General features: G+C 35.8%; 34 protein-coding genes and 1 pseudogene. 10 read left to right on the top strand and 25 right to left on the bottom strand.

All coding sequences use genetic code 11. The features are described from left to right. Nucleotide 1: 1 nt before the first annotated feature. The 19 genes from MHHB_RS01005 to amrB all read right to left on the bottom strand — a co-directional run bounded on the left by MHHB_RS01005 (nt 2) and on the right by amrB (nt 9939). Complete coding sequence (locus tag MHHB_RS01005; RefSeq protein WP_131006756.1) at nt 2-550, bottom strand: 50S ribosomal protein L6; 549 nt, start codon at nt 548-550, stop codon at nt 2-4. Between the two features lie 63 nt (nt 551-613). Then, nucleotides 614-1006: a 30S ribosomal protein S8 gene (locus tag MHHB_RS01010; protein WP_131006757.1), complete on the bottom strand. Its 393-nt coding sequence runs from the start codon at nt 1004-1006 to the stop codon at nt 614-616. A 20-nt stretch (nt 1007-1026) separates the two neighbouring features. Beyond that, nucleotides 1027-1182: a 30S ribosomal protein S14 gene (locus MHHB_RS01015; protein WP_131006758.1), complete on the bottom strand. Its 156-nt coding sequence runs from the start codon at nt 1180-1182 to the stop codon at nt 1027-1029. 12 nt (nt 1183-1194) lie between these two features. Further along, on the bottom strand, nt 1195-1743 hold the full coding sequence (locus MHHB_RS01020) for a 50S ribosomal protein L5 (RefSeq protein ID WP_131006759.1): 549 nt from the start codon (nt 1741-1743) through the stop codon (nt 1195-1197). Nucleotides 1744-1756: 13 nt separating this feature from the next. After that, the gene (locus MHHB_RS01025; protein ID WP_131006760.1) at nt 1757-2503 is read right to left on the bottom strand and encodes a 30S ribosomal protein S4e; all 747 of its coding nucleotides are present in this window, start codon (nt 2501-2503) and stop codon (nt 1757-1759) included. Between the two features lie 13 nt (nt 2504-2516). Continuing rightward, on the bottom strand, nt 2517-2891 hold the full coding sequence (gene rplX / locus MHHB_RS01030) for a 50S ribosomal protein L24 (RefSeq protein ID WP_131006761.1): 375 nt from the start codon (nt 2889-2891) through the stop codon (nt 2517-2519). A 26-nt stretch (nt 2892-2917) separates the two neighbouring features. Next, complete coding sequence (locus MHHB_RS01035) at nt 2918-3316, bottom strand: 50S ribosomal protein L14 (RefSeq protein WP_131006762.1); 399 nt, start codon at nt 3314-3316, stop codon at nt 2918-2920. A 9-nt stretch (nt 3317-3325) separates the two neighbouring features. Continuing rightward, the gene (locus MHHB_RS01040) at nt 3326-3664 is read right to left on the bottom strand and encodes a 30S ribosomal protein S17 (RefSeq protein ID WP_131006763.1); all 339 of its coding nucleotides are present in this window, start codon (nt 3662-3664) and stop codon (nt 3326-3328) included. 159 nt (nt 3665-3823) lie between these two features. Then, nucleotides 3824-4111, bottom strand: a complete 288-nt coding sequence (gene rnp1 / locus MHHB_RS01045) for a ribonuclease P protein component 1 (RefSeq protein ID WP_131006764.1) — start codon at nt 4109-4111, stop codon at nt 3824-3826. Between the two features lie 2 nt (nt 4112-4113). Beyond that, a complete protein-coding gene (yciH, locus tag MHHB_RS01050; protein WP_131006765.1) occupies nt 4114-4422 on the bottom strand; it encodes a stress response translation initiation inhibitor YciH in 309 nt (102 codons plus the stop codon). A 292-nt stretch (nt 4423-4714) separates the two neighbouring features. Next, nucleotides 4715-4930, bottom strand: coding sequence for a 50S ribosomal protein L29 (gene rpmC / locus MHHB_RS01055; RefSeq protein WP_131006766.1), 216 nt, complete (start codon nt 4928-4930; stop codon nt 4715-4717). A gap of 15 nt (nt 4931-4945) precedes the next feature. Continuing rightward, nucleotides 4946-5578 carry a 30S ribosomal protein S3 gene (locus MHHB_RS01060; protein WP_131006767.1) on the bottom strand — a complete coding sequence of 211 codons (633 nt, stop codon included), beginning with the start codon at nt 5576-5578 and terminating at the stop codon, nt 4946-4948. Between the two features lie 23 nt (nt 5579-5601). Further along, nucleotides 5602-6060 carry a 50S ribosomal protein L22 gene (locus tag MHHB_RS01065; protein WP_131006768.1) on the bottom strand — a complete coding sequence of 153 codons (459 nt, stop codon included), beginning with the start codon at nt 6058-6060 and terminating at the stop codon, nt 5602-5604. Next, a complete protein-coding gene (locus MHHB_RS01070; RefSeq protein ID WP_131006769.1) occupies nt 6041-6295 on the bottom strand; it encodes a hypothetical protein in 255 nt (84 codons plus the stop codon). The genes MHHB_RS01065 and MHHB_RS01070 overlap by 20 nt, the downstream gene beginning before the upstream one ends. A gap of 105 nt (nt 6296-6400) precedes the next feature. Beyond that, nucleotides 6401-6670: an elongation factor 1-beta gene (locus tag MHHB_RS01075; RefSeq protein WP_131006770.1), complete on the bottom strand. Its 270-nt coding sequence runs from the start codon at nt 6668-6670 to the stop codon at nt 6401-6403. A 22-nt stretch (nt 6671-6692) separates the two neighbouring features. Further along, nucleotides 6693-6857 (bottom strand): zinc finger domain-containing protein, encoded by a 165-nt coding sequence (locus MHHB_RS01080; RefSeq protein ID WP_131006771.1) that lies wholly within the window; start codon nt 6855-6857, stop codon nt 6693-6695. Between the two features lie 43 nt (nt 6858-6900). Beyond that, nucleotides 6901-7554 carry a [5-(aminomethyl)furan-3-yl]methyl phosphate kinase gene (gene mfnE, locus MHHB_RS01085; protein WP_192893786.1) on the bottom strand — a complete coding sequence of 218 codons (654 nt, stop codon included), beginning with the start codon at nt 7552-7554 and terminating at the stop codon, nt 6901-6903. A 471-nt stretch (nt 7555-8025) separates the two neighbouring features. Beyond that, nucleotides 8026-9000, bottom strand: a complete 975-nt coding sequence (gene hemB, locus MHHB_RS01090; protein WP_131006772.1) for a porphobilinogen synthase — start codon at nt 8998-9000, stop codon at nt 8026-8028. Nucleotides 9001-9084: 84 nt separating this feature from the next. Then, on the bottom strand, nt 9085-9939 hold the full coding sequence (gene amrB, locus MHHB_RS01095; protein WP_131006773.1) for an AmmeMemoRadiSam system protein B: 855 nt from the start codon (nt 9937-9939) through the stop codon (nt 9085-9087). Between the two features lie 154 nt (nt 9940-10093). Here amrB and MHHB_RS01100 point away from each other — a divergent pair, with 154 nt between their 5' ends. After that, nucleotides 10094-10489, top strand: a complete 396-nt coding sequence (locus MHHB_RS01100) for a translation initiation factor IF-5A (protein WP_131006774.1) — start codon at nt 10094-10096, stop codon at nt 10487-10489. Nucleotides 10490-10494: 5 nt separating this feature from the next. Here the strand turns inward: MHHB_RS01100 and MHHB_RS01105 are convergent, their stop codons facing one another. Next, complete coding sequence (locus tag MHHB_RS01105) at nt 10495-11190, bottom strand: TrmJ/YjtD family RNA methyltransferase (RefSeq protein WP_131006775.1); 696 nt, start codon at nt 11188-11190, stop codon at nt 10495-10497. 571 nt (nt 11191-11761) lie between these two features. Beyond that, nucleotides 11762-13111, bottom strand: coding sequence for a type I glutamate--ammonia ligase (glnA, locus tag MHHB_RS01110; RefSeq protein ID WP_131006776.1), 1350 nt, complete (start codon nt 13109-13111; stop codon nt 11762-11764). Between the two features lie 101 nt (nt 13112-13212). Between glnA and MHHB_RS01115 the strand changes: the two genes are divergently transcribed. From MHHB_RS01115 to MHHB_RS01125, 3 genes and pseudogenes are all read left to right on the top strand, one after another. After that, nucleotides 13213-14757: a radical SAM protein gene (locus tag MHHB_RS01115; RefSeq protein ID WP_131006777.1), complete on the top strand. Its 1545-nt coding sequence runs from the start codon at nt 13213-13215 to the stop codon at nt 14755-14757. A gap of 338 nt (nt 14758-15095) precedes the next feature. Beyond that, nucleotides 15096-15854 carry a phosphosulfolactate synthase gene (gene comA / locus MHHB_RS01120; protein WP_131006778.1) on the top strand — a complete coding sequence of 253 codons (759 nt, stop codon included), beginning with the start codon at nt 15096-15098 and terminating at the stop codon, nt 15852-15854. A 125-nt stretch (nt 15855-15979) separates the two neighbouring features. After that, nucleotides 15980-16261: pseudogene (locus MHHB_RS01125) on the top strand ((Fe-S)-binding protein); the annotation flags it as partial. On the opposite strand, the gene larC reads toward MHHB_RS01125, so the two are convergent. Next, a complete protein-coding gene (gene larC / locus MHHB_RS01130) occupies nt 16247-17479 on the bottom strand; it encodes a nickel pincer cofactor biosynthesis protein LarC (protein WP_131006779.1) in 1233 nt (410 codons plus the stop codon). The pseudogene MHHB_RS01125 and the gene larC sit on opposite strands and share 15 nt — an antisense overlap. A 157-nt stretch (nt 17480-17636) precedes the next feature. Here larC and MHHB_RS01135 point away from each other — a divergent pair, with 157 nt between their 5' ends. Beyond that, on the top strand, nt 17637-18275 hold the full coding sequence (locus tag MHHB_RS01135; protein WP_131006780.1) for a Yip1 family protein: 639 nt from the start codon (nt 17637-17639) through the stop codon (nt 18273-18275). Nucleotides 18276-18683: 408 nt separating this feature from the next. On the opposite strand, the gene MHHB_RS01140 is transcribed toward MHHB_RS01135, so the two are convergent. Genes MHHB_RS01140 through MHHB_RS01150 form a run of 3 tightly spaced genes read right to left on the bottom strand, consistent with a single transcriptional unit; the run spans nt 18684 to nt 20945 of the window. Further along, on the bottom strand, nt 18684-19085 hold the full coding sequence (locus MHHB_RS01140) for an HIT family protein (protein WP_131006781.1): 402 nt from the start codon (nt 19083-19085) through the stop codon (nt 18684-18686). Between the two features lie 6 nt (nt 19086-19091). Continuing rightward, nucleotides 19092-19850 (bottom strand): geranylgeranylglyceryl/heptaprenylglyceryl phosphate synthase, encoded by a 759-nt coding sequence (locus MHHB_RS01145; protein ID WP_131006782.1) that lies wholly within the window; start codon nt 19848-19850, stop codon nt 19092-19094. A gap of 9 nt (nt 19851-19859) precedes the next feature. Then, a complete protein-coding gene (locus MHHB_RS01150; protein ID WP_131006783.1) occupies nt 19860-20945 on the bottom strand; it encodes a 3-dehydroquinate synthase II in 1086 nt (361 codons plus the stop codon). 835 nt (nt 20946-21780) lie between these two features. On the opposite strand from MHHB_RS01150, the gene pyrF reads away from it, so the two are divergent. The 5 genes from pyrF (at nt 21781) to MHHB_RS01175 (ending at nt 24875) form a co-directional block, all read left to right on the top strand. Continuing rightward, nucleotides 21781-22443 carry an orotidine-5'-phosphate decarboxylase gene (pyrF, locus tag MHHB_RS01155; protein WP_131006784.1) on the top strand — a complete coding sequence of 221 codons (663 nt, stop codon included), beginning with the start codon at nt 21781-21783 and terminating at the stop codon, nt 22441-22443. A gap of 4 nt (nt 22444-22447) precedes the next feature. Further along, nucleotides 22448-22708, top strand: coding sequence for a hypothetical protein (locus MHHB_RS01160; protein WP_131006785.1), 261 nt, complete (start codon nt 22448-22450; stop codon nt 22706-22708). A gap of 10 nt (nt 22709-22718) precedes the next feature. After that, a complete protein-coding gene (locus tag MHHB_RS01165) occupies nt 22719-23438 on the top strand; it encodes a uroporphyrinogen-III synthase (RefSeq protein ID WP_131006786.1) in 720 nt (239 codons plus the stop codon). 4 nt (nt 23439-23442) lie between these two features. Beyond that, nucleotides 23443-23940: an MJ0936 family phosphodiesterase gene (locus MHHB_RS01170; protein ID WP_131006787.1), complete on the top strand. Its 498-nt coding sequence runs from the start codon at nt 23443-23445 to the stop codon at nt 23938-23940. Nucleotides 23941-24290: 350 nt separating this feature from the next. Next, nucleotides 24291-24875: a 50S ribosomal protein L15e gene (locus MHHB_RS01175; RefSeq protein ID WP_131006788.1), complete on the top strand. Its 585-nt coding sequence runs from the start codon at nt 24291-24293 to the stop codon at nt 24873-24875. Nucleotides 24876-24917: the final 42 nt, after the last annotated feature.

The raw sequence follows: 24917 nt of genomic DNA on the forward strand, positions 1-24917 counted from the left end.
CTTAAATCGTTTTTCCAGCCTTCTCTACTATATAGATACCATCTTGGAATACCCTAATATCTCTTCCCTTGATCCTTGTAGCTTGTTCAATGTTTGCAGCAGTTTGTCCAGTCTTCTCCTTGTCTATCCCTCTTACAATTATATCTTCACCACTGATCTTAACTGTTACTCCCTCTAATATTTTTGCCCTCCTTGGATGTTTCTCACCTAAGAAATTGTCTATTATTACTTCATCACCTTTAACTGTAACCTTCATAGGGAAGTGAGAATACCTTATCTTTAACCTGTATTCAAACCCTTCTGTTACTCCCTTTATCATGTTTTTAATATGGGCTACAAAAGTCCCCACCATAGCAGCATGTTTTTTCCTTGGGAATAGACTCTCTACAACTATCTTGTTCCCTTCTTTCTTTATAGTGACATTGGGATACGAGAGCACCCTCCTTAATTCCTTATCTCCAGATTTTACTATAACTTCATCACCACTGATCTCTACAGATACGTTATCTGGTATCTCAATCTCCTCTCTAATAACTGCAGCAACTGGCATACTATCTCCTTTAAATTTTTATTTTTTATTATAAATTTTATTGTAATTATTCATAGAAAGAGTTTAATAGACGTAAGAAATCAGTCTACCACCAATGCCCTTTGCCTTGGCCTCTTCATGAGTCATCAATCCCTGAGGAGTACTTACAATTAAGAGACCGAACCCCTTTGCAGGGAGGTATCTTTTTTCAAATTTTTCAAATTCATTCTTTTTAACAGCGTATCTTGGTTTAATTGCACCACACTTGTTTATCTGTCCTATTAACTCTACCTTGTATATTCCTCCTCTACCGTCCTCTATATACTCAAAGTTCCCAATATAACCGTTATCCTGCATAACCTTTAATACTCTACCTATCAACTTAGAGGCTGGTTTTATATACACTACCTTTTTTCCCACCCTCTCACAGTTGGAGAGGTGATTTAAAGCATTTGCAAGGGGATCCATCAGGCTCATGTTTATACCTCCTAAATTTTTTAATCAAGTTTTTTAAATCCTAACTTTGGAGCTAACTCTCTAAAACACTGCCTACATAGATTTAACCCGTACTTCCTAATTATACCTCTACCTTCCCTTCCACATCTCCTACATACTCTGTGACTCGACCTCTTCTTTTCCTGTACCTTTGCCATATTTTCACCTCCTTATTCTTCTTCAACTATATCGATGTTAAATGTTGTTCTTATATACTCAATAGCTTCTTCCTTCTTTACATGATGTCTTTTTGGAATTTTACTCCTTCTAATCCTTCTTCTTTTAACCCTGTAACCGGGTTTTTCAAGAGTTACACATACATCCATTCCAAAGATACCGATCTCGGGATCGTACTTCTGTCCTGGAAAGTCGATATGTTCGGGGATACCGAAGGAGAAGTTACCACATTCATCAAAGGAGTAAGAATATAAGGTTTTTCCAGCAGTTTTAAATGCAATAAATGCATTTTTTAAGAATTCCTCGGCCTTCTTACCCCTAAGTGTAACTTTTAACCCTATTGGAAGTTTCTTCCTTATACCAAATGCAGGGTTTGTCTGTTTAGCACGAGTTCTAACAGGTTTCTGTCCAGTAAGTTCCTCAAGTACCTTTTCCCCTTTTAATAGCCTATCTCCACTTTCCCCTACTCCCATATTAACAGTAACCTTCTCAATTCTGGGTTTACGCATGGGCTGTTTTTCCCATAACTCCAAGTGTGACATCCCTTTCACCTATTTATAGGTTTTTCAATGCAGATAGAACAGGTTCCTCATCACCTACTACAAATACGTAATCTTTGATAGTTTTGAACTTTTCTCCATCCTTTGTTTCAAGTGTTACTATGTCGGGATGGAGTTTCCTTTTCTCTATACTTACTATCCTTGCAATTTCACCGATATTCTTACCTCCTGTAATGTAGGCTAACTTACCTTCTTCAAATGGAATATGACCTAGTAATTTTTGCTCTGGGATAGCGAGTATTACAGTATCCCCAGTTTTATAGACGTCTTCTTCAGCCTTAGTTGGATCCGAAACGTATATAATATGGTTCCTACCGTCGTGGAGGTTTAACTGAATATGTCCTCCTTTTATAACAGTCTTGTTCTTAATTCTACATAACTTTATATCCTTTCTATCTGTTTCCTTTAAGGTAATTCTACCTTTTTTATCGAATAGAACTAAGAAATCTTCTTTGGTATCGGGAATGGAGAGTATATCCATCAACCCAACAGGGAATCTATGTTCCTTCCTTACAACTCCATCAACTAATATTTTACCCATCTTAATAATCTTCTTAGCCTCTCTCCCGTTATCTGCATAACCTAACACATCTCTTATTATCAATTGAAGGGGTAAAGAATTCTCTATGGAATGTGGACCTGGAATAGGTTTAGTGACGAACTTTTTAACTTTCCTTGGAAGTTTCCACTTTGCCGGAGCAGGTAATCTTTTCAAATGCTTCTTACCTCCTTTACTTGCCATTATTTACACCTCTCTATTTTTTATCTATCCTCTCTAAGAATTTGAACCTCCTCTCATCTGACTCATCTAACTTTATTATCATTACATTAGATGGATGTATTGGGTAGGGCACTTCCTTACCATTCTGCTTCTTGATAAAAGCTCCCTCTACATGTATCTTATAGGACTTGTAATCAACCTTTAAAACCTTTCCTTCAACATTTTTAAAATCTCCTCTCATTATCCTTACAACATCCCCTTTCCTTACAGGGAGTGCATTTTTCTTATACTTCTCCTTCAGCTCCTTTGAAAGCATTGCAGACATTATCTGGTGTCTTCTATGAAGGGGTGCGTTGAATAACGCCTTCCTCTGTTTTCTTGGCTGTTTAGATCTTGTCAGGGCTACCATTTCTATCCACCCTTAATTTTATAATTTTATACTATTATTCTAGCCAGTCTTGCTATACCAGGCCACCTCTCGGCAGCCTCTTTTGCAACAGGACCCTTTATCTCTGAACCCTTTGGGTTTCCATCTGGAGTAACTATTACAGCGGCGTTATCTTCAAATTTAATCCTAGTACCATCTGGTCTCCTGTACTCCTTCCTCTGTCTAATTATTATAGCTGGTAGTACCTGTTTCCTCATCTCGGGAGTTCCTTTTTTAACCGAGACAACAACCATACTACCTACTCCTGCAGAAGGTAGTCTCCTTGCAACACCTTTGTAGTTCTTAACTGCAATAATTTCCAACTCCTTTGCTCCAGTGTTATCTGCACATATAACTCTAGCTCCAGTTGGTAGAGCCCTAGTTATCTTTGAACCAATACCTTTCATAGTATCACCTTATTCTCCCTCTTCTATCTTCTCGATAACTACAAAGGCCTTAGTCTTGCTGAGAGGCCTACACTCTGCAATTCTTACTTTATCTCCAACCTTTGCATGGATACATGGAGGATTGTGAGCAACTATTTTACTGGTTCTCTTTTCATACCTTTCATACTTTGGTATATATCTAATAATCTCCCTTTTAACTACAACAGTTTTATGTGCTCTATCACTTACTACAACACCTTCAAATATCTGTCCCCTCACAGATAACTTACCATGGAATGGACAGTGAGGATCATCACAGGTATTTTCTGGATACTTAACATCTATACCTATATTTCTCGTCTTTGTCATAGTACTACCTCCATCCTTTGATTTTTGAGAATAGATAGAATAAATAGTATATAAATATTATATCTATAAGTAAAAGAAAGATTAGAATATGAAAAATTAACCTTTTAGAGATAATACTAAAAAGTATTTAAAAGTTTCGTCCAAATAATAAAAACAGTGTTAATAAGGATAGATATTTTTAATTTTCTTCTTCAATCTATCCTCAGGCCTACCTATTAAGAGACTACCTATAACTTTGACATACTTATCTTTCAATTTAAATTTAAACACTGCAACATCCTTAGGTATAATTATTTCCTTACCGTTGTATTTCTCTATAATAAGGGTATTTCTCGTCTCATCAACAACTCTACCTTTTATACCTACCAATGACGGGTTGGATGCCTCCACGATCTCTACATCCAACCCTATTAGCTCATGTCTAAGTATGTTGTAAGGCGTTATCATAGTTATCTGATCTCAATAGTATCTTTGGAGAAACCCATCTTGATAAGTGCTTCCTCTACTCTCTTTCTCTGATCTCCCTGGAGTTCTATGGAATCTTTCTTTACCGTCCCTCCACATGCACAGAAATCCTTTAACTTCTTTGCAAGATCTTTTATATCTATCAGATCTGTATCTATACCTTCTATAATAGTCATTAACTTTCCAAACCTTCTCTTTGTAACGTAAATTTTTATTTTTTGTTCCTCCTTAGCAATTTCCTCACATACACATAGTTCCTTAGGTAGCCCACACCTTGGACAGATCTCGGGCATTACTGCACCTCTAATTTATTAATGTTTTTTATACATTATAAATCAATAATTATGTATGTGAGTTATCCCGCCCTTAAAGGACGGAGCTTCCTCCATTCAGCCGACCTTTGTAGTTCCGGCCTCATGGAGAAGTTTAAGACTTCATAACTTTCCGTTTTGACGAACTCGTTATCCGTCGGACTAATAATATTAGGGTTTTATCAGAACCGCCTTAATTATTGGTAAAGTCATATATTTAAACTTTTATTTAAACTTTTCCATCCCAAAAGGGCAAGGTTTCTAGTTATAACTTTTATTGTTTACTATATTCCCTTCTCTTTTCATTCATAATGGTGTATATCCTTGCTATAGTTCTCCTTATCTCCCTCATCCTACCTGGATTTGAAGGAGCTCCACTGGTAGCCTTATTGGTGTACTCCTTAAGGAGTTCTCTCTTCAACTCCATCAGCTTCTCCTTCATCTCAGAGATACTCATCTCCCTGATTTCTTGAGGTCTCAGTATTGCCATACTTTCACCTCTTTACTATTCTTCAACTTCACTTATTTCCCCTTTCTTTTCCCCTTCTTCCTCCTTTATAATGACTTCATCAGGTAGTATAACATCTGGAGGTACAAGTTTTACAGTTACTCCAATTACTCCTAACTTCAGCTTTGCTATTCTATGGGCCTTTCTAACAAGAACCTCAGAAGGCTCTCCACAGTGTTTCATATACCCCTCCATAAACTTTTCAGTCCTAGCTCTTTCCCCAGTTAATTTACCTGAGATAATTACTACAACTCCTTTAGCTCCTGCCCCCATTACCCTTCTAACTGCCGCATGAGCAACTCTCCTAAAGTGCATACCTCTTTCAAGGGCAGAAGCTATCTTTTGGGCAACAATTGCAGGATCTAGATCAGGATTTTCAACCTGTTTTACCTCTATCTGTGGATTCACTACACCAAACTCCTTTGCAATTGTTTCTGTTAGTTCTTTTACAAGCCTACCCTTTCTACCAATTACGAGACCTGGTTTCTCGGCGTATATGATAATTCTCGTTCCAATAGGTGTTTTTTTCATCTCCATATGACTATATCCTGCCCTAGTCAATCTATTCTTTAGATACTCGTCTACAAGTGCCTCAGTAACATGTTCCTTTACAAACACCCTCTCGATCATACACCTCACCCTATTTTATTTTATTAGTATTCCTCTAATATTACCTGGATATGTACAGTCTCCTGGAACTTTGGTGTAGCTCTACCATAAGCCCTTGGCATGTATCTCTTTATAGTAAACCCCTTATTCGAAGAAATATGTTTTATTCTGAGTTTATCTACATTCAATCCTTTATACTCTGCATTCTTCTTAGCACTCTCTAAAACTTTCAATATCTCTCTCGCAGCCTTCTGTGGATATCTTGCTGCAGCCCAGCCGTACTTACCTTTCTTATGAGGAACATCTTTTCCATGTCTCTTAAATGGCACTGGCTGTTTCAACTCAATTACCCTCCTTAGATATCCCATAGCTTCATCAAGTTTCATACCGTTTATTTCTCTACATATCTCTACAGCATGTTTCCTGGATATCCTAAGAGCCCTGCCCATAGCCCTGGCAGTTTTATTTGGATTTGTCTCAATTTTATACTTTAATTTCCCCATACCTCTCACCTTTAACTTTTATTATTGAGAGGCCTAACTTTAATATTAATTTTAAGGTGTTGAGATAACAGATTCTAAGGTTACCCACTGTGTTTTTCAGAAGATAGTTAGGCTTCTTACTACCTATTTCCAAAATAAGATCTTCCTTATGACGTATTCTTATTGTATATCCTCTTTTTTCTAAAAAATCTACAAACTCTTTCATTTCATTAAACTTCTTTATATACTTTATCATAGATCTAACCTAATAGAAAGTTATAATATTTTAAAAAATTGTTATGGAATAAATAATTCTATTCTATTAAATAGGTCTCTCTATTAAAATCTATTAAAATAGATTTCAGGCCAAAGACACCTCTACAACCTCTACACTCTCTACATCTTTTAATCCACTTAACTCCTTTTCAAGAGGTTCGGTTCCTCCTTCTTTCTCTTCCATCTCTACTAGGACATAGATAGCATAAAGTCCAAAAGCTAAAGGTTCCTCTAAAACATTTATACACTTTATCCCCATATTCTCTACAGCTTTTTTTATCCTCTCCTTTAAACTTTCCCTATCTACTTCAGGACTCACAGGCATAACCTTTACCTTGGCAATAACTGTTCCCATACTTACACCTTCACCTTTTTCTTTATGGACCTTCAAATCCACAGGAAGGACATTTATAGAGGTTGCTTAACTTTCTACATCTTTCACATCTTACTATTTCAACTTCTCCACAGTTTGGACATGGAAACCTTGTAGCATGTTCTCTAGGTGCTATTTCTGCATTACAGGAGATACATATGTACTTCATCCTATCACCTTGACTTATCTATATTTTTAAATTTTTAGTTTGACTAGTCTACTGTAATTTTAGTATATATATCTTTTTCTCCCTTTAAGACATTTACAACTCTCTCTGGATATTTTCCATTGACTACTATACACTCCATCTTATATCTTATTAAAAGTTTTGGTAGATAACTATCCACCGATGTAAAACCTCTAATGGATTTTGCACTTATAATATTTAACAGTTTTCCCCCAGGATATCTATCATATATACCATCAACATCTGTAACTATTATAACCTTCTTCAACCTTAGAAGTTTGGCAATATAGAGGGCTATGGAATCTGAAGTAACTTCCCAGGAGTGTGGAAGTTCATCTGTAGAAAGTACGATCTTAGATGGTAGTAATATAACTATATCTTTATCTTGTAATGTAACCTTGGTATCGTAGAGGTTATCTACAGTTTTAATATGAGATACATCGGAGAAATAGACTCCCATCATATCCATGGCCATTAATGCCATCCTATGGGACGCCTTATTACTTAACTTCACATCTCTATCAAAATCTCTTACCAAATCTGCAAACATTCCCCCTCCAGGTACAACAACTATCTTATTTTCCTCACTACTAAAGGATTTCAGAATATTTAAAAGTGGTTTTATATCGTAGGCCAAACTTCCCCCTATCTTCACTAGGTAGAGGTTGTCTATCTTCATGCTCTCTCCAATAATTTTTATATCATAAATTTAATATAGACTCCTTCGTATATGGAAAAAAAGTAGTATTACAAAATAACTTATTATTATAATTTAAAAAATTATTATTATAATAAAAATGATGATAAAAAATAATTTAATTATACAACTCCGATCCGTTCTGATTATCCACTACTTTAGAACGTATAAAACTAATCATGGCGGATAACCTTCCAGCCTTCTATCTTCATTGGCTGGCGTTAAGGGAAAATGGTGACCCCACATCTTCAGGACCCTCAAACGAATTTTTCCCCGCCTTGATCCACGCCGTACTGTCATTGTTGAAACTCCCAAGTTTCTTTGCAACTTCACCAGTCCGATAAAGCCTCATAACTCCTCCTAAGTGATAGCCAAATAATATATTTTACTTTTTAAAAATTTACAATTAGATAGATAGGGTTTTTATTTTTTGACAGCTCTTTATTAATACTATTACTTAATATACTCGCAAACTTCCTTAGCCCAATATGTAATTATAAAATCTGCCCCAGCTCTCTTTATACAGAGGAGTATCTCCATTATAGCATCTACTCTATTTATCCATCCTCTCTGAGCGGCAGATTCCACCATGGAGTACTCCCCACTTACACAGTAACTACCGATAGGTATATTGAAATTATCCTTAGCCAGCCTTAGAATGTCTAAATAGGGTAATCCAGGTTTTATCAGTATCATATCTGCTCCTTCTTCTATATCTAACTCTATTTCCCTTAAAGCCTCTCTCCAATTCCCAGGATCCATCTGATACGTTTTTCTGTCCTTTAAACCGTATCTGGGAGAACTCTCTGCAGCATCCCTAAATGGTCCGTAGAAGGCTGAGGCATACTTTACAGCATAACTCATGATACATACATCATGGTAGTTGTTCTCTTCCAAGGTTTCTCTTATGGCTTTAACCCTTCCATCCATCATATCAGAAGGTGCAACAACATCTACACCACTTTCAGCGTAGGATAATGCTATCTTAGAGAGGATCTCGATAGTTTCATCGTTTAATACTTTATTATCTTTTAGGATACCACAGTGTCCATGGGTTGTATATTCACATAGACAGGTATCTGCTATCACAAGAATTTCATTTCCTAATTCCTCTTTTATTCCCCTTATAGTCCTCTGAATTACTCCATCTTTCTTATAAGCAGAGGTCCCATATTCGTCTTTATACTTAGGTATTCCAAATAGTATAACTCCAGGGATACCTAAATCTGCTATCTTCCTACACTCCTCGATGGCAGATTCTACACTGAACCTGTACTGGTTAGGCATGGAAGGTATTTCTTTCTTTCCCTTCTTTATCCTCTCATCTACGAAGATAGGCATTATAAGATCCTTCTTACTTAAAGTGGTTTCTCTAACCAAGTCTCTTATTTTATGATTCTTTCTAAGTCTTCTAGGTCTGATCAACATAGTACCCCTATTCAAATTATAAAATTATCAATAAGGAAGAAAGAAAAGTAAAAAACTGAACAGGTATTTACTACTACCTTACTGTTACTCCACTATCAAGGAAGCGTATCCCACAACAGCGGAATAGTCTTTGGTGATATCTCCAGAAGTGGAGTAGGTGAGTAGTTTAGCATCCTCTGCACCAAGTTCCTTCATGGCTCTCAACATGGCCATGGTAGGTCCATAACCACACATGGTAATGTTGTTGTTTACTACAGTTGTATAGAGTTCCTTCTCATCCATAGTTAGTATAGCCCTTATTGCCAAGGCGTCCTTCTTTGTCGCTATATCTTGAGGTTCGTAGTGGGTGAAATCTGTAGATGCTATTATTACCACCTTCCTGTCCAACTCTATAGATACCTTTGCTACAGCATATCCAACTTCTATGGCAGTTTCATAATCCTGCATCATCATAGATATAGGCACAATTTTAAAATCCACAGAGTTCAACATGCTTATATGCTGTAAGAAAGGAAGCTGGACCTCTATGGAGTGTTCCCTGAGATGGGCAGTTTCATCTAAATCTAAGATATCACAGTCCCTCCATAGCATCTCTACAAACTCGTCATCTGTCTCTACATCCCCTAAGGGAGTCCTCCATATACCCTTCATGGTGGAAACTCCAGAACCTAAACCTGTGTGATTAGGTCCTAAGATCACAACTGTAATATTTTCGCTCACCTTAGAAGATAAAGCCTTGTAAGAGTGGGCTGCAACAGGCCCAGAGTATATGTACCCTGCATGGGGACATACTAAGCCTATTGGTTTCTTAAAGACTCCCCTTGTTGGAAGGGAACCAGGTCCTAACTCATGTAAGTAGCAGTACTCTATCATCTCTATCAACTCTCTCGAATCTGAAGGGTAGAACATACCTGCAACTGCAGGGTTTCTCACTAACATACCATCACCTTATATATGATAATACTCCCTATATTATAATAGCAAAAGTTTTTATATTATAGTTTATGTAATTAATGAGTATTTTTCTAACTTATTATTAAAAAAATATATAAAATAAAAAGGATTAAAAAAGATCAAAAAACAGGGTGAGAGAGTGCCAGGAACAAAGCCTGTGGAGTTAGGTTCTCTAAAGGAGGGACAGTATATAATGATAGACGACGTCCCATGTAGAATTGTAAGCATTACAAAGTCAAAACCAGGAAAACATGGAGGGGCAAAGGCTAGGATCACTGCAATAGGTATCTTCGAGCCAATTAAAAAGGAATTGGTAGGTCCAACATCTTCAAAGGTAGAGGTCCCTATTATAGACAGGAGAAAAGGACAGGTTTTAGCTATAATGGGAGACACTGTACAGATAATGGATCTAGAAACATATGAGACTTTAGAACTTCCAATACCTGAAGATGTGGAAGGACTTGAGAGTGGTGTAGAGGTGGAGTACATAGAAGCAGTTGGAAGGTACAAGATCACAAGGGTTGTTGGAAAGTAATTCTTTTATACTTTTTTACTCCTAAAAGCACACATAAGGGTATTAGCCTCCTTACCACTGATGAACGCTCTACTTATTATCCTTTTAAAGATCACCTTACACAGTTCTTTTCTGTACTCGGGGATATTCTCGTTGGCATCTACGAAGTCCTCGAATAACTTTATAAGGGTATCCTTCTCAAGTTTTGAGGCCTCCCTCATCTTTACAGGAAAGGGCTTTTCAAGTTTTAAGGTATACAACTCGTAGAGTATTACAGCCACTGCATGGGAGAGATTCATTACAGGATACTCTGGTGACGTAGGAATAGATAGGAAAAGATCACAGAGATCGAGTTCTCTGTTAGTTAGTCCATCGTCTTCTCTTCCAAAGACCAAACCCATTTTACCCTTTAATCCTAAGTGTTTTTCTGCCAACTCCTTAGGTGTAATAGGCACTCTTTTTAAATTTCTATCTCCAGATACTATTCCTGAGGTACCTACTACTAGATCAATATCTTCTATAGCTTCTTCTAGGGAGTTATAGAATACTGCTCTATCCAGAATATCTTTAGCATGTACTGACCTTATGTAGGCCTCTTTATCTAAGATACCTCTATCCCCCACTATCCTCAACTCTCTTACTTCAAAGTTCTTCATACACCTAGCAATCGCTCCAACGTTTCCACTATACTTGGGATTTACTAAAATAACTACAGGTTCCATAGGACCCCTTTTTTTTGGTAAAGTTATTCTAAAAAATATTAAAATTATTAAAAAAATATTAAAAAAATATAAAAAATTTTATTGTAATAACGATAGAAATCGTATATTTATTTAGAAGAGATTTTAATCTATTTTATTTTTTAGGTTTTTAGTACAATATAAAATAAGTAGAAATGGTTTTTCATCTTGTAGATCTAGATCTATATATAGCAGGATATTTTTTTATCAATCCTTATAACCACTTTTTTGATATTTTGATCTTTTAGAACCTTTTAGAGTATTCATATCTAAATAGGAATCCAACTTCCTTTACCTTAGTTGCTAAATTTTCTATGAAAAATCTGGATGAGCAACGAATATTTTATAATTACCAACTACTGGAGTTTTCTTACAAATAAGGATATATACATCAACCGCTGGATCACAGAACGCTTTCACCCCTTTAAAATCAATAATCTAAGTAATAACTGTATTAAACTTTTTAAATTAACAATAACTTTTCGAAATCTTAATAAAAATTATATATATAACTATCAATAAAAATTAAAAAATAAAAAAATATAAAAGATAATTAGAGTATTCTCAGGTAAGTCTTAATCTCCCAGTCTGTAACTGAAGTTCTGAAACTGTCCCACTCAGCAGTTTTTATTTCCATAAATTGCTCGTATATATGATCTCCAAGTGCCTTCTTCAGGACTGGATCGTTTTCCAACTCCTCAAGAGCTTCCTTTAAGTTAGATGGTACAGATTCAATTCCTAACTCCTTCTTCTCCTTATCACTCATTGTAAATATGTTCCTCTCCACAGGTTCTGGTGGTGTCAACTTCTTCTTTATTCCATCTAATCCAGCTGCTAACATTACTGTAAATGCTAAATATGGGTTACAGGATGGATCTGGTGCCCTGAACTCGATCCTTGTACCTTTACCTCTTATTGCAGGCACTCTAATTATCGCACTTCTGTTCTTATTTGCCCAGGCGATGTTGACAGGAGCTTCATAACCTGGTACTAACCTCTTGTAGGAGTTAACTGTTGGGTTTGTTATTGCAACTATTGCCTTAGCATGTTCCAAGATACCTGCAATATAACTTAAACATGTCTCACTTAACTGATATGGTCCATTTTCATCGTAGAAGGAAGGCTTTCCATCTAACCACACACTCTGGTGGCAGTGCATACCGTTACCGTTCATACCGTAGAATGGTTTGGGCATAAAGGTTGCCATTAATCCGTACTTCTTTGCTATCATCTTTATAGTTGTCTTGAAGGTGACGACACTGTCTGCTGTCTTCAGGGCGTTATCAAACTTGAAATCTACCTCGTGCTGTCCTGGTGCTACCTCGTGGTGGGATGCCTCTACGTGGAAGCCAAGGTTCTCTAGGGCCAATACTATATCCCTTCTGATATCTGGGGCGTCATCTAAAGGCTCCATATCGAAGTATCCTCCAATGTCAGCAGGGATCATCCTATGTGGGTTGTGAGGATCTGGTTTTACTAAGAAAAACTCTGGTTCAGGTCCTACGAAATACTCCCCATTTAGATCCTCTTTGAGTTGATTCATTATCTTCTTTAAACAACTTCTTGGATCTCCTTCAAATGGCTTTCCTTCTGGTGTATAGACGTCACAGATAACTCTTGCTACAGATTTCTCTGTAGGTCTCCAGGGCAAAACAGAGAGTGTTGAGAGATCAGGTTTTAACAACATATCAGAGTGCTCTATTGGAACAAAACCCTTAATTGAGGAACCGTCGAAGTGTATTCCCTCTGTAAGTATCTCCCTCAACTCTTCAAGACCCTTCTCTCCAGGTTTCACAGGGTAGGCTACATTCTTAGGAGCACCTAAGATATCCACAAATTGGAACCTTATAAACTTAACATCGTTGGTTTTTATGTAATCCAGGGCCTTTTCAACTAGATCCATTATCTACACCCCAAAAATTATTCTGATTTACAATTGTCGGAAATATGTTTCCTATTATTTCATATTATTGTATATATAATTTACGGTTTTAATGTGAGAATATGAAATTCCTAATACTGGATGGATATACTGATGAACCTGCAGGATTGGGAGTACCTCCCTATATAGGTACATATCCAAGGTACGCCGCTGGAGTCTTCTACCACTATGGATATAGAGATGTCCATTACATTACTATAGATAAGTTAAGGGAAGAGTTGAAAAGAGGTTATGATCTAAATAAATTCGATATAATAGTAGCTATATGTGGGTTTCATACACCTGGGAAGTATCTAAATGTCAAACCTGCTACATTAAAAGAGATAGTCTCTATCTTATACAACTATAGAGGTATTAAGATCTTAGGAGGTCCTGCAGGGACGAGATTTGGATCTTCCATGGAGGGAGGTATCTTAAAGGATGAAGAAAGGTATAAGTCCTTCTTCCATCTTGTAGCAGAAGGAGATCTTGAGAAACTTCTTTCCGATCTCATTGAAAATAGGTTTAACCTTGAAAAAATAGACAGAGAATACTATCAACTTAGAGACTACAAAAGTATAAGGGAGTTTGCAATAAAAGGGGCAAAGATTGTAAAGGAGCATCCAAACTACCCCTATGTAGTTGCAGAGATAGAAACCTACAGAGGATGTTCCAGGTATTTAAGTGGAGGATGTTCCTTCTGTACAGAGCCGAGACGCTTCGGTACTCCAAAGTTCAGAGATGAGAAGGATATAGTTGATGAGATAGGAGAGTTGTATAACCAAGGTGTTAGATACTTCAGGATAGGTAGACAACCCTGCATATTCTCCTACAAGTCAGTAGAAAGTGAGAGAGAAGAGATACCTAAACCTAACGTTGAGGCTATAGAAAAGTTATTTAAAGGTATATGGAGCAGGGCTAAGCCTAAGGTACTCCACATAGATAACGCCAACCCTGCAGTAATAGCTAGACATGAGGAGGAGAGCAGGAAGGTTGCCAAGATACTGGTGAAGTACTGTACAAGTGGAAACGTAGCTGCCTTTGGTGTGGAGAGTTTCGACGAGAAGGTAATTAAGATGAACAACTTACTAACAACTCCAGAAGATGTTCTTAAAGCGGTGGAGATACTGAACGAAGTTGGAGGTAGGAAGGGTCCAAGTGGTCTTCCCTATCTACTCCCAGGTATAAACCTACTCTTTGGGTTAAAGGGAGAGTCCAAGAGAACCTTTAAGATAAACTATCAGTATTTAAAGGAGATATACGATAGGGGCTTGATGTTGCGGAGGATAAATATAAGGCAGGTAGTACCCTTTTACGGTACTAACATAGATACTAGAGATGTTAAAAAAGCGAAGAAAAGGAAAAAATTATTCCTAAGTTTTAAAGAAAAGGTTAGGGAAGAAATAGATAAACCTATGTTGAAGAGGGTTATTCCAAAGGGTACTGTATTAAGGGATGTGCTCTTAGAAGTGAAAGAGAAAAACCTGTACTTTGGTAGACAACTTGGTACCTATCCAATACTGGTAGGTATAAAGGAGGAAGGGCTGGAGCTCAGATCCTTTGTAGATGTGAAGGTGGTAGATTACGGTAGAAGATCTATAACTGGTGTAGTAGTTAGTGTAAAATAACAACACTCAGTTCTAATTAAAAATAATGAAAGATTTACTATCTTTTTTAAGTCCCTAATACACTTCTTATAATATTAGATCCCATAGCTCCTTTTATACTGTTTTTATTACTAATTAATGGATTTTAAATTACTGATTTTGGGCTACTCTATCATTCTTTTATTTTAAAAAATTATTGTCAAAACCCTAATTGGATACACAATAAAGCAGTTATTTCATCCACAAAATATATAAAACATTAATACTACAATAGATATTATTTATACTATAGTATAATTTACTATCAAAAATTTTCTTATAATAATAACATCTTAAAATATATTAAAAGAGTTGAAAGTATGAAGGCCTTTGAATTTCTAAGAAAATCTAGAGAGAAGTTAGGTATCACAGTTGTATTAGATAAAGGGCTGTCTCCAGAATTCCTAAGAGACTATCTTAGAGTATGTGGGGAGTATATAACCTTTGTTAAATTTGGATGGGGTACTTCTGCAGTAATAGATAGGGATATTGTAAAGGAGAAGATCGAGATATACAAAAAATACGGGATAAAGGCCTATCCTGGTGGTACTCTATTTGAGGTTTCCTACTCCAAAGGGCTATTTGAGGAGTATCTAAAGGAGTGTGAGGAGTTAGGTTTTGAAACCGTGGAGATATCAGATGGCTCTATAACTCTAAGTTTAGAAGAGAGGGAAGATATTATAAGGAAGGCGATAGAGAGGGGTTTTACTGTATTGACAGAGGTTGGAAAAAAGAGTGTAGAAATGGATAGAAAGATAACCTTAGAGGAGAGAATAGAGTTGATAAACAGAGATATAGATATAGGTGCAGATTACGTAATTGTGGAGGGTAGGGAGAGTGGAAAATCTATAGGTCTCTTTGATAGTAAAGGTAATGTTAAAGAGGAGGATTTTAAAATCTTAGTAAATTCGGTCCCTCTTGAAAAGGTGATATTCGAGGCTCCTCAGAAGAATCAACAGGTTTATTTTATACTCAATATTGGGCCTGATGTTAATTTAGGGAATATTTCATATGAAGATGTAATCTCTTTAGAGACTCTGAGGAAGGGATTGAGAGGAGATACATTTGGAAAGGTTTAGAATAACAGAGAGGTTAACTATGGATATCAGAGAGATCACTGTTATTGGAGGGTATGACAAGTATGGAGAGCTAGAGAATGTGAGAGAACTAAGGATTAGATAAAAATTATAACAATAAAAATATCGAAATAGCTGGTACAATCGATGGATATAGAGGGGATTTTATACTGGATCCCTACCTGGCGAGCCATCCTGTAGGGAAACCTTACTGATCCCAAAAAGAGTTGAATTAGAAGTTGGAGATCACATACACTACAGGCCTTTAGGTTGTCCAATACCTCATTTTGCCAAAGTTATTCAGGAAAAAGATGGACTTTAGTATGATGCAGAAGGTACACTCTGGAGTTGTAGTAGAAGTGGAAGGAAAGAGAGCATATATCGAAGGTATAGACTTAAAGGTGTTTTAGGTGCCTGTAGATCTTAGATACTTCTTTCTCTATCTCCTTTAGAACTACTCTAAGGGGAATATTCATATCCTCTGCTATTCTCTTTATATCATCGTATTCAGGTTTTGCATTTATCAATTTATCCCCTAGATAAGATACCTTAACTCTAATTTTGTAGGATCTTCCCTTTATATTAATATTGTGCACTTTTATACTACGCTCTGCCTTTATCCTACCAACTTCTTTAACTCTAACTCCTAAGGTCCCAGTCTCCTCCATAAGTGTCTCCACCATCCTGTCGAGATTCCTATAGTCTGTAATTACAGTAATGATATGAGTAGGCCTATTCTTCTTTCCTATACCATTTACAACGAAAACCTCCTTAGCACCTCTCTTAAATAGTATCTCGTAGAGGTTCCCAATAATCTCACCAGAAATATCATCTACATTTGTTTCAAGGACTACAATACTTTCTCTATTATCTTTAATCTCTCCCTCAACTACTCTCAGAACGTTTGGTACATTCTCCAACCTTTTAGAGCCTCCTCCATATCCTACCTTTAAAGGTATCATCTCAGGATAGTTATCCAATACTCTATCTACAATATTTGCCAGTATGGCTATACCTGTTGGTGTAGTATGTTCAAAGTTGGTGATATATGGGGGATTTATGTATTTTATACCGTATTTACACAGTATCTCCAAGGTACTTGGAGCAGGTACAGGAAGGATGCCATGTTCTATCTGTATATATCCGCAACCTAATACAGGGGGTGTGGAGTAAATTTTACCATCTAAGTATCCATGCCTCTCAAGTAATACAACACTTCCTAAGATGTCAAAAATGGTATCGAGAGAAGAGATCTCGTGAAGGTGGATATTTTTATCCCCATGTACCCTCATCTCTGCAGATATAAGATCATCTAAGATGTTTAAAGATAAACTCCTTACCTTCCCCGAGAGTTCCAACTTATTTATCACTTCCTCCATAGCCTTTTTTAGATCCCAAGGATTTTTAAGTCTGTCCTCCACTATATCTATATGGAGTCTTTTCGCTCTTATTCCATTTATCTTTTCCTCTCTGATATCCACTTTAAATCTTTTACAATTGCTCAACTCCTCTATAGCTTGAGATATTTGATACACTATATCGACATTTCCTGTTAGATCTATAAGTGCAGATAGTAACATATCACCCGATATACCAGATATCTGAGGGTCTATAAGGAGTACTTTCATTTTATCCCAATAGATTTTAATGAAGATAAAAATAAAGACGTTTTAACCTTTAATTATTTTGTAAGTAACTCTTTTTAAATAGAAGGATTATATAATATAAAAATATTATAAACAATATATTCTAATATATCCGATATATTATAAATTGAGGGAAAAGATGAATATAAAAGAGTTAATTCTAAATCCAGATAGATTCTTTAGAGATCTATCCAATAAAGAACCTTCCCTTACAACACCCTTTATAATTATTTTTATCCTTTCAGTGCTCGATGCTATCTATACCTGTGTCTATTTCTATTATTTTTTCTTAACATCAGCAGGTTTCGATCTCTGTTCATCAGATATATTAGTGATACTAACTGTATCTTTAATATTCATTATATTAGTAGCTTTCCTATCTATATCTATAGGATGGCTGTTAGCAGCAGGAATAATGTATCTAATTTCTAAATTATTTAAGGGAAAGGGTTCTTTTAAGAGGACCATGGAATTTACTGGGTACGGTTACTTTCCAACTATTATAGGAGTGTTGATCTCTATTTTAGTAAGTTATTACTTCTTCTCTAATAACCAGGTACTTACTCCTGAAGTTGCGGACAAGATTTATACATTTATAACCCCAATTGGTATTGTAACTACTCTGTGGACCTTAGGTTTATGGACCTATGGAATAAAATATGCAATGAATCTGGATTTAAAGAAAGCGTTTGTCGTTGCATTGTTACTGGTAGTGCTACTTTTCATCATTTATATGTTGATTTTCATCGTCTATATATTGATACAGTCACTGTTCTAAGGTGGAGTTATGAAAAAGTTCTTTTTCTTTTATCAACTTATATGGTAAAATTTGTAAATTTTTGAATAAAAAAAGTACTTAAAATCTGGAAAATCTACGTCTATGGTTATATAATCATATACTATGAGGGAGAGATAAACAATACTATAATTAGGTATTGTCCTTACGGGATAAGTAAGGAGTACATCCAGATCCTTAAGGGAAGACTACAAATACATCTGTCCCAAGGTAAATATAAAGTTCGAAAATAGAGTAAAATAAATATAACCAAAATAATAGCGAATAAAAATATTGGAAATAATTAGAAAGAATAGAAACAGAAAGTTTAACAGATTTTGATTTTAATTATTCTTATAAAAATAAAAAAAGTAATCATTAACATCTCGTAGAGGTTAGCTGTGAAGTACCTTAGCTCTTTATCCCTTTCAACTCCTCCAGCACTTTATCTAAATCCATCTCAACTGGGGGAGACAGTTTAATAACTTCCTCCTTTTCATTATTATATCTTGGTATTATATGGAAGTGTAGATGAGGCACTTCCTGTCCAGCAGTAGGTTTGTTGTTATTTAGTATATTATAACCATCAAAATTTAGAGGTTTTAGTATCTCTAAAACCTTCTTAATAGTTCTAATTAGAGCTAAGGCAGTATCTTCTGGAAGTTCTTCAAAGGTTTCATAGTGTTCCTTAGGTATAATCAAGGTGTGTCCCTTACTTCTTGGGTTTATATCTAAAAATGCCATAGTTTTTTCGTCCTCGTATATTATCTTTGCAGGTATTTCCTTCTTAACTATTTTACAGAAGATACACATACACCATCACCTCAACTTCTCCCTTCCCGCTTTCTTTACAGCACTCCATATGCCCTCCATAATAGAGGGATTTCCCTCTACAACAGTACCTGTTACAACAGCATCTGCTCCACTTACTATTTTTCTGTAAGCCACTTCAGGAGTTCTTATACCTCCTCCTACTATGATGTTGATACCACTTAACTCCTTGGAAACCTTGATCATCTCGTCACTTACAGGACACTCTGCACCACTTCCAGCCTCTAAATAGGCCCATCTCATCCCAAAGTACCTTGCAGAGAGACAGTACATGGCAGCTATCTCAGGTTTTCTCTGGGGTATCTCATTTACTTCTCCAACAAAACCTACTGCAGTCTTCCTAACAGGCTCAACACCTAAGTAAGCCATAGGTATAGGTTCTAAAGAATACCTCTTGATAATAAGTGCTCCTAAGGTAGGTGCCAAGGTTGTCCAGTAGGTGTTGTTAGAATTCATAAGGGACATAAAGAACACTGCATCTGCGTAAGGTGTCAGTCCATCTATGTTTCCAGGGAAGAGTATAACAGGTATATCTTTAACTATCTTTTTGATCTCTCTTGTAATCTCATCTAAGTTAGATACTCCAATACTTCCTCCAACAATTACAGCATCTGCATACTCTTCAACCTTTTCTAATATCTGTGAGATATTCCTATCTTCAGGATCCACAAGTACAAAATAAAGAGCACCTTCACTTTCTAAGATACTGTATAGCCTTTTCTCCACCTTCCCAATGGAGATCTCCATTATAACACCTTACCTCTCAATTATAGTCTCCTTTATAGCCATTCCAAAGTGCCTGGCACTCTCATCGAATTTTATAAGTACCCTGTCCCCCTCTTTCAGGTCCACTACAGAGATGGGTTTCCCACCTTCCCCAACTAATCTTATAGTTTCTGCATTCTGAAGGATAGTCCTTAATATATCTCCCTTGTACTCTGCCTCGACAAGTACTAACGGCCTCCTCTCTATCTTCACTCTGCCAACCACAGCCTCCCTCGTTATTCCATCTTTATTAACTATTAAAACCTTATCTCCAGCCTTTAACTCACTTAGATACTTTGTCTTATTACCTGGACAGAGAACGTAGGCGTGCACAGGGCCAGCATTTACCCTGAAAGGTCTTGTGGCAACATATGGATTCTCTACAGTCTCTCCATGGACTAGGAATAGTCCCCTCGAGTAGGATCCAACTAACATTCCTTCCCCTTCTTCCATAATAGTACAGGTATCTATACATACTCTATCTCCACTGCCGATAGGCTCTACCTTCTTCACAGTGGCGTAATCCAACTTCACCCTCTCGGCGTTTATCTTTTCTATCATCCTTGAGAAATCCTTGATCTCGTTGGTATCCTTGGAACGTAGTAGAGTACCATCTACTCCTTTCTCCAGTATTTCATATGCTGTTTTCCCTTCCCCTACATCCTCTATAACAGCTACTATCTTAACGTTACTATCTGTAAGTTTTGCTATAAGATTCTCTAGTGGAATTATCGTCCAATCTTTACCTTCCACTATGATGTAATCTACATATGGATATTTACTTACCTCGGCGGCGTACTCTTCGTCTTCTTTACTTTCTATAGGTATGTATATTCCAGTCTCCTTTCCCAACTCCTTAGCCTTTCTCAGTATATCGAGATCTCCACTCTTTTCTATTATGACAATATCTGCATCGAGATCCTTAGATGCGACCTTTATATTTCCCAACTCTCTAACTTTTTTAATGTCTTCCTTGGGAACATAAACTGCGGGAATAGAACTTTCTAAGGCGTCTTTTACTATCTCCTTTCTCTCGTCCCAGGTAGTACCACTTACATATATCCATCCAAATTTCATACTATACACCTCAGATCATTTATGATAATAGACAGTATAGAATTATAATATTTTATGGTTTTTATATCAATAGTATAAATTTAATTTTAATTAAACAACAACCTTTCAGAACCTCCCAATAAAAAATATGTATAGAAGGGACTAGAAAAATTATCAAAGTAAGAACGATTGTTAAATCAGAAATAAATAAAAAAATAAAAATCTCTTAAAAAAGAAGGTTTAATATAAAATCCTGTATTACTCCCCCAGTATACAATATAATCCAGGGATAAAAACTTTTACTTTTTCATCTGTTCTCATTCTTTATTATTATTTTCTGGTTTTGAGAGAAATTTGTTTTTTCCATCTGTATTTAATTCTTTATTATAAAGTTTAACAGTTTTTTAAGATTATATTTTTACTATTAATCCTAAGTATTTTATTGAGAATACTGGATTTGTTGTTAAGTTTTAGTTATTACTCCTGGATATTGGAAGAAGAGTAAGGTTTATAACAGGGATATTGAGTATTATTACCTTTTAACAATACTGTTGGTATTCTTTTAGTATCTACACTTTTGTCATTTTAATTAATAACTATAAATCCATAGACTAAAAAAGGAGATAATAAATGATGATTTATTTTATAATTTTCTCTTTATAATTATTATTATAATTATTATCCAATCTCCCAGATAGCTGTTGTTTAGTTAATTAATTTTGTTCAGGATTATATGACTTTTAAATTATTACTAAAGGTAATTGTTAATACAAGTTATCATAAAACATTAAAAAATAGGAAAATTCCATTATTAGTTTAGGTGTATTGATTATCAAAATAAAAACATGGTGAAGTCATGGTAAAGTTAATGGTGGCATTAGATGTAACAGATGAAAATAAGGCTATAGAGATTTCTAGGGAAGTTTTCCAATACGTTGATGCTATTAAAGTTGGTTATCCCTTGGTGCTATCTTCCCATTTAAGTATAGTAGATAGAATAAAGGAGATTACAAAAAAGGAGATTATATGTGATTTTAAGTTAGCAGATATTCCATCTACAAATGAGAAGATAGCATCTCTGACGTTAAGGTATGGAGACGGAATTATATGCCATGGATTCCTTGGAGAAGATAGTATAAGGGCAGTGCAGGAGGTGGCTAAAAAATACGGTGAAAAAGGTAATTATAAGAAGGTTATTATGGTTACAGAGATGTCCCACAGGGGGGCAATTCAGTTTATACAGCCAGTTGCAGATGAGTTGGCAGAGATGGCGAAGAGATTAAAGGTGGATGGTGTAGTGGCACCTTCTACAAGGCCTGAGAGATTGAAAACTATAAAGGATATTGTAGGGGATATACCTGTCCTATCTCCTGGGATAGGAGCACAGGGAGGAGATTTAAATAAGGTATTGAATATTTTAGATGAAGATGATTATATAATTGTTGGAAGAGATATATACGAAAGTGAAAACCCAGGAAGGAGGGCACAGTACTACTATCACATATTGAAAGATAGGTGATAGGATGGGAGAAAAGATAAAAAGTATCGACAACAGTGTTATTTTGAAATCTATGAAAGATGTCTTTGAGAGCGAAATTGTTGAATTGGAGAAGGAGTTAAAGGAACTTTATGAGAAGTATAACATAAAAAGTAGTAGGGAGATGGAGCTGATAGAGTGTAAAGATGAGGAGATGGAAAGGGATTTCAACAGGATGGTGGAGATAGAGGATAATTTGGAAAGGCTGAGAAAATGCTTAAGGGATCTCAATCTCAAGACAATTTAAGGATGGGAGGATGAAAGTTGTTATAACAAGGCCTTTAGAGGAAGGTAAAAAGTTTGCCAAGTTATTAGAAGAGGTAGGTGCATTTGAACCTGTACTTCTACCTACGTTAGAGATTGTATATAGAGACGTACCTGTAGACATAGAAGAATACCAGTGGATAGTATTTACAAGTCCAAGAGGTGTTAGAGGTTTATTTAGGAATTTGGATAAGAAAGGATTGAAAGAAATTAAAGATAAAAAGATAGGTGCAATAGGAAAGGAAACTGCAAAAGAGTTTAAGAGGATATTCGAAAGAGATGTGGATATAGTGCCTGACAAATACACTGCTGAGGATCTCTTGAAGGCGTTAAAAGAGGTAATTGCAGATGAGAAAGTTTTAATCCCTACTACTCCAGCAACAAGAGATGTACTTTCGAAGCACCTACGGGGAGATGTTGTGTATGTATATTACTCCAAGGAGCCAGAGGATTTAAGATATAGAATTAAGAAGCTAAAGAATGAATTATTGGAGGAGGAAGATAAAGCAGTATTTACCTTTACAAGTGGTTTAACAGTTAGGAATTTTTTTAAAAACCTAGATAAAGAATTTTTGGAGATACTTAAGGATCATTATATAGTGTCTATAGGACCTATTACCAACAGTGTTGTAGAGAGTTATGGGTTTAAGGGATATATACCTAAGGAGTATACAGTTAGAGGTATGATCGAAGTTATTAAATCCCTGAGGTGATAGTATGAAAATAGGTATCTTCTCAGATACCCACGACTATCTACCTAATATAAGGAAGGCTATAGAGGTATTCAACAGGGAGAAGGTGGATACGCTGATACACTGTGGTGATTTTGTCTCTCTCTTCGTTATAAAGGAGTTTAAAAATTTTAATGGCAGGATATTAGCAACCTACGGCAACAACGATGGGGAGAGGACAAAACTTAAGGAATGGTTAAAAGAGTTAAACCCTGAAAATGAGATAGATGACTATCTAACATTTAAGATAGATTCTTTAAAGTTCTTCGTTCTACATGGTACAAACAGTGAGGTATTGGATGCAGTTATAAGATCTAGAAAGTACGATGTTGTTATATACGGCCATACCCATAAAAAAGTGTTTAAAGAAGAGAATGAAGTGTTGGTGATAAACCCTGGGGAGTGCTGTGGCTACTTAACTGGCACTGCCACTGTTGGTGTGTTGAATACTGAAACTAAGGAATACAGAGAGTTTATACTATAAGATCAATTTCAGGTCTCTTGTTCACTAGGTATTTTTTAATTATAATTATTTTTTTTAATTATAATTATAGTTTTAATATAGTTTTAAAAAGTTACATGCATAATTATATAAAATATTAATTTATAACATATATTATAAAAAATAAAATAATACATAAATATACCTAGCACTTCAAAGGTAAAACCTCCCTGTTTTTTCATATCGTTAAATTCTATTTTTTATTATTCATTCCACTTTATTGATTATATATAACCGTTAAGTTAATATATCATGGATTAGCTATGTAAAACCACATTTTTTTATTTTTATATTTTTATGTAAGTATTAAAAACATTTAAAAAGGGATAACTATGGGTATATACAAGTACATTCGGGAGGCTTGGAAGGTTCCAGGAGAATCTTACGTTAAGAGCCTGTTATGGGAAAGGATGCAGAAGTGGAGAAGAGAACCTGCAGTTGTAAGGATCGAAAGGCCTACAAGAATAGATAGGGCTAGGAACTTAGGATATACTGCAAAACAGGGAATTATTGTAGTAAGGGTTAGGGTAAGAAGAGGTGGGTTGAGGAAACCAAGACCTACAGGTTCCAAGAAACCTGCAACCTTGGGGGTTAAAAAAATCACCATGGGTAAATCTATCCAGAGAATAGCAGAGGAGAGGGCTGCTAGGAAATACCCAAACCTAGAGGTGTTGAATTCCTACTGGGTTGGTGAAGATGGAAAATACAAGTGGTATGAGGTAATTCTAGTAGATCCCCACCACCCAGCTATCATGAGTGACCCTAGATACAACTGGTTATGTACAGGAAAACACAAAGGTAGGGTATTCAGAGGTTTAACTTCAGCAGGTAAAAAAGGTAGAGGATTGAGGAACAAAGGTAAGGGAGCAGAGAAGGTAAGACCAAGTATAAAGGCTAACAGAAGACGTGGGAAATAAAAAATACTATTTTTATTTCTATTTTTTTAATAATATCCTAAT

The organism is Methanofervidicoccus abyssi, from assembly GCF_004310395.1.
GTDB lineage: Archaea > AGJL01 > Methanococci > Methanococcales > Methanococcaceae > Methanofervidicoccus > Methanofervidicoccus abyssi.